The following is a 6,108-nucleotide window of genomic DNA, read 5'->3' on the forward strand; positions in this document are numbered from 1 at the left end:
GTCCATGGTGACGTTGAGGTCGGCCGCCTGCACCGGCTGGCGGCGATCGCCTGTTCCGGCTCCCCTTGGGCCGGCGCCGCGGGCGCCGGAAAAGGCATCGCCGAAGATCTGGCTGAAGATGTCGCTGTTGCCGTCGAACGGATCGCCGCCCGGACGCCCGGTGCGGAATTCGAAATGCGCGCCGCCCGGGCCCTGCTGGCGGCGGAAGCCGGCGAACGGGTCGCCGCCGGCCGCGCCTTCAAAGCCCTGGAATTTCGGCTTGCCCTCGGCGTCGATCTCGCCGCGATCGTAGGCGGCGCGCGTCTTCTCGTCGCCGACGATCTCGTAAGCCTGGTTGGCGGCGGCAAAACGGTCCTTCGCCTTCGGATCATTCGGATTCTGGTCCGGATGATGCTTCTTGGCGAGCTTGCGGTAGGCCGATTTTATGTCCTTGGCCGATGCGTTCTTGGCAACGCCCAGCACCTCATAGGGGTCGCGCATGCTTCCTGCCTGCTAGAGAGATTGGAATTGTGGTCGCCCCCTATATGCGCTCGCATAGGAAGAAATTCCAGTGGCGCAAGGGCAATTAGCGCCCGAAAATCAGGGGCCCAAAATCAGAGCGGTTTGAACTCCTGCATGCGCCAGCCGCCGGCTTCGGCCAGGCACAGCTCGCCCTTGTAGAGGGCGACGCCATCGAAGCTCTCGCGCGTGGCGCTGAAGCGGCGGCAGGTCAGACCGCCGTCCTTCAGCTCGACCAGCTCGGTGATCGCGCCGCGCGAGCCGGTGGCGGCATTGGCCCAAGGCACCGTCTGGCCGCCAAGCTCCTTGATGTCGGCGGAAGAAACGGCGTTGCCGATGGTGGTCTGGTCGGAGTCCTGGTCGGAGATAGCCGGCGCGGTTGGCGAGGACGGCGCGCTGGCGGTGATGATCGAGCGGTCGACCTCGGCCTTTTGCAGGCTGAACCCGCCGGCGCCGCAGGCGGCAAGGGGAAGCGCCAAGGTCAGCAGCGCAGCCTTGGCACTGGCCGAAGCGATAACGCTCCATTGCCCGCTGTCAAAAGCTTGCGCGATACGCGACAATCGGCGAACTCCTCCCGCAATGTTAAAAATTTGGAAAACTATGAACGAAACCGAGTTAACAAGCAGTGACTTCACCGAAGCGGCGGAGCCGTTCCGGCTCTTTGCCGTATGGCTGGAGGACGCCACGAAGAGCGAGCCCAATGATCCCAATGGGGTCGCGCTGGCAACCGTCGACGCCGACGGCATGCCGGATGTGCGGATGGTGCTGCTCAAAGGGTTCGACGAAAAAGGCTTTGTCTTCTACACGAATTTCGAGAGCGCCAAGGGCCGCGAGATTCTTGGCAGCATGAAGGCGGCGATGTGCTTCCACTGGAAGTCGCTGCGCCGCCAGGTGCGGGTGCGCGGGCCGGTGGAGATCGTCAGCGACGCCGAGGCCGACGCCTATTACGCGACACGGCCGCGCGGCAGCCGCATCGGCGCCTGGGCGTCGAAACAGTCGCGGCCGCTGGAGAGCCGCTTCGCGCTGGAGAAGGCGGTGGCCGAATACACGGCGCGCTATGCCATCGGCGAGATCCCGCGGCCAAAACATTGGTCGGGCTTCCGCATCGTGCCGCAGACGATAGAGTTCTGGCACGACAGACCGTTCCGGCTGCATGACCGTGTCGTGTTTTCACGCAACGCCGCCGGCGGCTGGGACAAGACCAGGCTTTATCCCTGAGGGCGGGCGACGCGTTCAGCTCTTCTTGCGCGTCATGAAAGCGGTCAGCGCGGCGCGGGCCTCTTCGGAGGTCAGCCGCTCGCGAAAATGCTCGGCTTCGACCTTGATGCGGGCGATGAGCGCTTCGCGCGGCTCGCGCATCAGGTCGCGCGCGATCTTCAGCGCCTGCGGCGGCTTGGCGGCGATGCCCTTGGCGGCGGCCAGCACCGTGCCTTCCAACGCCTCTTCGGCGACGACGTCGTAGATCAGGCCGGCGGCCTTGGCGCGCTCGGCCGAAAAGCCCTCGCCGAGGCCGAGCAGCGCGAAGGCGCCCTGCCGTCCCAGCAGTTGCGGCGCGATCAGGCTGGAGCCGGCTTCCGGCACCAGGCCGAGATCGACGAAGGGCGTGCGGAACAGCGTGCGCGGCGTGGCGAAGGTCAGGTCGCAATGCAGATTGAGCGTGGTGCCGATGCCGACGGCGATGCCGTCGACGCCGGACACCATCGGCTTCTGCGACATGGCCAGCGCCATCAGGAAATCCCATACCTCATTGCCACCCTCGCCGCCGGTGGCGATGACCAGGAAATCGGCGAGGTCGTTGCCGGAGGAAAAGGCGCCCGGAACGCCGAGGAAGACATGCACGCGGACCGCCGGATCGGCGTCGCCTTCGGTGAGCGCCGCCGACATTTTCGCGTACATGGCGCGCGTCAGCGCGTTCTTCTTGTCCGGGCGGTTGATGCGGATGATCTGCACGGCGCCCTGGCGCTCGACGAGGATATGGTCTGTCACGGTTGGTCCTTTGAGCGTCGGGGTGCTTAAGCGGAAATCAGTGCCTTGCCAGCGGCGACGAGGCTTTCGGCGCCGTCGATGACTCGCTCCTTCAAGGCGCGGGTCTCGCCGAGCAGGTTTTCGGCGAAGAAGCGGCAAAGCGCGATGCGGCTACGGTCTGCCAGGCCACCCTGCGCCAGATATGCGCCGCCGGCGGCGAGCGAGATCAGGCGCAGATAGGGCGTGGCGCCGGCCATCGCGGCGTCCGCCTTGCCGTCGGCAAGCAGTTTTTGCAGGAAGCGCGTCGCTTCGTCGAGATCGGCCAGCGCGCGGTCGAGATTGTCGGCGGTGCGGCCGAAGCCTTCGATGTTGGAGGTGCGCACGGCTTCCGCCACCGCTTTCAGTTCGCTGATGTAACCATGCACATGCTCGCCGCCGCCGAGCGGCAGCTTTCTCGAGACAAGGTCGATCGCCTGGATGCCGTTGGTGCCTTCATAGATCGGCGCGATGCGAGCGTCGCGATAAAGCGCGGCAGCGCCCGTCTCCTCGATGAAGCCCATGCCGCCATGCACCTGGACGCCCAGCGAGGCGACCTCGACGCCGACATCGGTGGAGAAGGCCTTTGCCAGCGGCGTCAGCAGGCTGGCGCGGTCATGCCATTTCGCTCCTGCCTCGCCCTCGCCGACGCGGGCGCGGTCGATGGCATGGGCGCAGGAATAGCTGATCGAGCGGGCGATCTGGGTCAGCGCCCGCATGGTGAGCAGATTGCGCTGCACGTCCGGGTGATGGACGATCGGCGCCATGCCGGAGCCCGCATAGGCGGAAGCCTTGCCCTGGCGGCGCTCATTGGCATAGGCGATCGCCTTCTGCGTCGCGGTCTCGGCCACCGCCACGCCCTGCATGCCGACGGCAAGGCGGGCGTTGTTCATCATCGTGAACATGCAGGCGAGCCCCTTGTTCTCCTCGCCGATCAGCCAGCCGATGGCGCCGGGCTTGGCGCCCTGGAAACCGTCGCCATAGATCATCGTGCAGGTCGGCGAAGCATGGATGCCGAGCTTGTGCTCGAGGCCGGAACAGAAGACGTCGTTGCGGGCGCCAAGCGAGCCATCGTCATTGACGAAGAATTTCGGCACCAGAAACAGCGAGATGCCGCGCGTGCCGGCCGGCGCGTCGGGTAACCTCGCCAGCACCAGATGCACGATGTTGTCGGTGAAATCGTGCTCGCCATAGGTGATGAAGATCTTCTGGCCGAAGATGCGGTAGGTGCCGTCGCCAACCGGCTCGGCGCGGGCGCGCAAGGCCGCGAGGTCCGAGCCCGCCTGCGGTTCGGTCAGGTTCATCGTGCCCATCGACTCGCCAGAGACGAGCTTTGCGAGATATTTGGCCTTGAGTTCCTCCGAGGCGTGTTTGTCGAGCGCCTCGACCGCGCCCATGGTCAGCGTCGGGCCGATGCCGAAGGCCATGGCCGCGGAGTTCCACATTTCGAGCGCGGCGACGCCGAGCATGGTCGGCAGGCCCTGGCCGCCGTACTCCTCCGGCCCCGACAGCGCGTTCCAGCCGCCTTCGATCCAGCGGCGGTAAAGCTGCTTCCAGCCTGGCGGCGTGGTGACGGCCGCATCCTTCAGCACCGCGCCATGCTCGTCGCCGACCTTGTAGAGCGGAGCCACCTCCTCGCGGGCGAAACGCCCCGCTTCGGCCAGGATCGCGTCGACCAAGTCCTCGCCGAGGTCACCGAAAATGCCGGCATCCAGCGCCGGCTTCAGCCCCGCCACGTGCTTGAGCGTAAAGGCGATGTCCTCGACCGGCGCGCGGTACATGTCTGCTCCTCCTCCGACCCAGCCAACCGTAACGCATGGCCGACGCGAAACCATGCGTCCATTTCGCACCTTCTTTTTACGTAAACGTCAAACTTTGTCACGCGGATTTTGCATAGGCGCCGCTATCCGCGGCGGAGCGGGAGCCAGCGCCCGATCCATTCAAGGTCCCGTCGCTGTTTAGGCGCTGATCGATCCTCAGCGTATGCTGCGGCCCACCGCCTGCAGCGCCAGGAAGGCTTCGTAGCGGCGGTCGTGCCAAGCGCGGATGTCACCGGACGCAGGTGTAAAAACCTCGCCAAGCCGGGACATGGCAGGCATGGCGCTCGATAGGTCAGGGTAATGCCCGGCCGCGACGGCACCGAGCATCGCGGCGCCCAACAGCACCGGCTCCGGCGACTGCGAGGCGGCGACCGGCAGGCCGGCGGCGTCGGCGAGCAGCTGGCGCGCCAGCGGCGACTGCCCGGCGCCCCCGCTGATGACGATGGTGTCGACGGCAAGGCCGGACGACGCCATCGCCGCAACGATCTGGCGCACGCCGTAGCCCAGACCGCAAAGCCCGGCCACGTAGAGGCCGACGAGACTGTCGACGGAGCGGTCGGTGCCGAGCCCCGCTATCAGGCCGCGCGCGTCCGGATCGGCCAAGGGGGAGCGGTTGCCGAGGAATTCGGGCACGACATGGATGCTTCCCGCGAGCTTGGCGGCCGCCGACAGGTCGGGCGAAGCCGCCGCGGCGGCCGCGGCCAGCCAGTCGACCAGCGATTTGCCTTCCGCCGCGGCGCGCACGGAAGCCTCGGCTTGCGCCGGGTGAAAATGCACCAGGAGATCGATGGCCGCGCCGGCGGCCGACTGGCCGCCCTCGCTCAGCCAGAACCCAGGCACCATGGCGGAGAAGTAGGGCCCCCAGACTCCGGGCACGAAGCCCGGATCTTGGCTGCTCGCCATGGTGCAGGCCGAGGTGCCCAGCACATAGGCCATGCGCGAGGAAATGGTGCCGGCATCGCCGGCAGCACCCACCGTGCCGACACCGCCTGCATGGGCATCGATCAGCCCGGCGGCGACGACCGTGCCCGCGACCAGCCCCAGCTCGGCCGCGGCCTTCTCCGTCAGGCCGGCGCCCACCGCCGTGCCTGGGTCGACCACTTCGGTGCCGATACGGGCAAATCTCTCATCCGCAAGCTCGCCGAGCCCTACGGAATGAAAATAGCTGTCGTCCCAGCGCCGCTCATGGCCGAGATAGGTCCATTTACAGGCAAGGGTGCAGACCGAACGGGCGAGGCTGCCGGTGGCGCGCCAGGTCAGGTAATCGGCAAGGTCGAAGAAATGCCGCGCTTTGGTAAAAGTCGCGGGCAGGTTTTCCTTCAGCCACAAAAGCTTCGGCGTTTCCATCTCTGGTGAGATGACGCCCCCGACATAGTCGAGGACGGGATGGTGGCCGGCATTGATGCGCCTGGTCTGATCCAGGGCGCGATGGTCCATCCAGACGATGATGTTTCGATCGCTGTCTCCGGAACGGCCCACGGGCAGCGGCTCGCCATCGTCGCCGACCACCACCAGGGAACAGGTCGCGTCGAAGCCAATACCGCCGATCTCCCTGGGATCGACGCCCGTCTTCGCGACCGCCTCGCGTACGCTGGCGCATACCGCCTGCCAGATGTCGCGGCTGGACTGCTCGGCGATCTCGCCAGGCTCGACGAAGAGCGCGATGTCGCGCTTGGCCGAAGCGAGCAACTCGCCGCGCTCGTCGAAGACGCCGGCGCGCGCGCTGCCGGTGCCTACATCGATGCCGAGGAAGTGGGAAGGCATTGGGGAACCTCAGAAGCGGGGGAGT

General features: G+C 66.7%; 6 protein-coding genes. 1 reads left to right on the plus strand and 5 read right to left on the minus strand.

Features of this window, described 5'->3' with window-relative positions; translation table 11 throughout:
* Both EOA24_RS24420 and EOA24_RS24425 read right to left on the minus strand, forming a co-directional pair.
* Window positions 1–480 (minus strand): DnaJ domain-containing protein (locus EOA24_RS24420; RefSeq protein WP_148669976.1); only part of this gene is annotated, 480 nt, incomplete at its 3' end.
* Window positions 481–593: 113 nt separating this feature from the next.
* Window positions 594–1,058 carry an RT0821/Lpp0805 family surface protein gene (locus EOA24_RS24425; RefSeq protein ID WP_126078579.1) on the minus strand — a complete coding sequence of 155 codons (465 nt, stop codon included), beginning with the start codon at window positions 1,056–1,058 and terminating at the stop codon, window positions 594–596.
* Between the two features lie 40 nt (window positions 1,059–1,098).
* Between EOA24_RS24425 and pdxH the strand changes: the two genes are divergently transcribed.
* Window positions 1,099–1,716: a pyridoxamine 5'-phosphate oxidase gene (gene pdxH, locus EOA24_RS24430; RefSeq protein WP_126078580.1), complete on the plus strand. Its 618-nt coding sequence runs from the start codon at window positions 1,099–1,101 to the stop codon at window positions 1,714–1,716.
* A 15-nt stretch (window positions 1,717–1,731) separates the two neighbouring features.
* Here pdxH and EOA24_RS24435 read toward each other — a convergent pair whose 3' ends face one another.
* The 3 genes from EOA24_RS24435 to EOA24_RS24445 all read right to left on the minus strand — a co-directional run bounded on the left by EOA24_RS24435 (window position 1,732) and on the right by EOA24_RS24445 (window position 6,083).
* Entirely contained in the window at window positions 1,732–2,484 is a 753-nt protein-coding gene (locus EOA24_RS24435) for a crotonase/enoyl-CoA hydratase family protein (protein WP_126078581.1), read from the minus strand.
* Window positions 2,485–2,510: 26 nt separating this feature from the next.
* On the minus strand, window positions 2,511–4,280 hold the full coding sequence (locus EOA24_RS24440) for an acyl-CoA dehydrogenase family protein (protein ID WP_126078582.1): 1,770 nt from the start codon (window positions 4,278–4,280) through the stop codon (window positions 2,511–2,513).
* A 195-nt stretch (window positions 4,281–4,475) separates the two neighbouring features.
* Window positions 4,476–6,083 (minus strand): FGGY-family carbohydrate kinase, encoded by a 1,608-nt coding sequence (locus tag EOA24_RS24445; protein ID WP_127410144.1) that lies wholly within the window; start codon window positions 6,081–6,083, stop codon window positions 4,476–4,478.
* Window positions 6,084–6,108 lie beyond the last annotated feature (25 nt).

This window comes from Mesorhizobium sp. M2A.F.Ca.ET.039.01.1.1 (assembly GCF_003998035.1).
In the GTDB taxonomy this organism is placed as follows: Bacteria; Pseudomonadota; Alphaproteobacteria; order Rhizobiales; family Rhizobiaceae; genus Mesorhizobium.

Excerpts from the sequence above, each read along its gene's own strand:
- pdxH (WP_126078580.1), top strand. The coding sequence starts at position 1,099 with ATGAACGAAACCGAGTTAACAAGCAGTGACTTCACCGAAGCGGCGGAG.
- EOA24_RS24440 (WP_126078582.1), bottom strand. The coding sequence starts at position 4,280 with ATGTACCGCGCGCCGGTCGAGGACATCGCCTTTACGCTCAAGCACGTG.
- EOA24_RS24445 (WP_127410144.1), bottom strand. The coding sequence starts at position 6,083 with ATGCCTTCCCACTTCCTCGGCATCGATGTAGGCACCGGCAGCGCGCGC.